The following is a 451-nucleotide window of genomic DNA, read 5'->3' on the forward strand; positions in this document are numbered from 1 at the left end:
GTGCACAGGCGCGTGAAGGAGTGGGCAAGGGGGCCGCTCGTGAGCTGCGCCGTCAGGGACTCGTTCCTGCTGTTATCTATGGTGACAAGAAAGAACCCGTCACCATCTCCCTCGCCTACAAGGATATCTACAAGGCGATCTACGCCGGCGGTTTCCTGTCCCACACCATCGACCTCGACGTCGGCGGCACCATCCACAAGGTGATCCCGCGCGACTACCAGCTCGATCCAGTGAAGGATTTCCCGCTGCACGTCGATTTCCTGCGCATTGGCAAGGGCTCCAAGATCAACGTCCAGGTGCATGTCAACTTCATCAATGAAGAAGCCAGCCCGGGCCTGAAGCGCGGTGGTACGCTCAATATCGTGCACCACACGCTCGATCTGACCGTTTCTGCGGACAACATCCCCGAAGAAGTGACCGTCGATCTGACCGGTCTCGACATCGGCGACAC

General features: G+C 59.0%; 1 protein-coding gene. It reads left to right on the top strand.

The features are described 5' to 3' along the window. A partial coding sequence (locus VE25_RS12025) for a 50S ribosomal protein L25/general stress protein Ctc (RefSeq protein WP_046108878.1) occupies positions 1-451 on the top strand: 451 nt, incomplete at both ends.

It is taken from the genome of Devosia geojensis (assembly GCF_000969415.1).
GTDB classification, from domain to species: Bacteria; Pseudomonadota; Alphaproteobacteria; order Rhizobiales; family Devosiaceae; genus Devosia; species Devosia geojensis.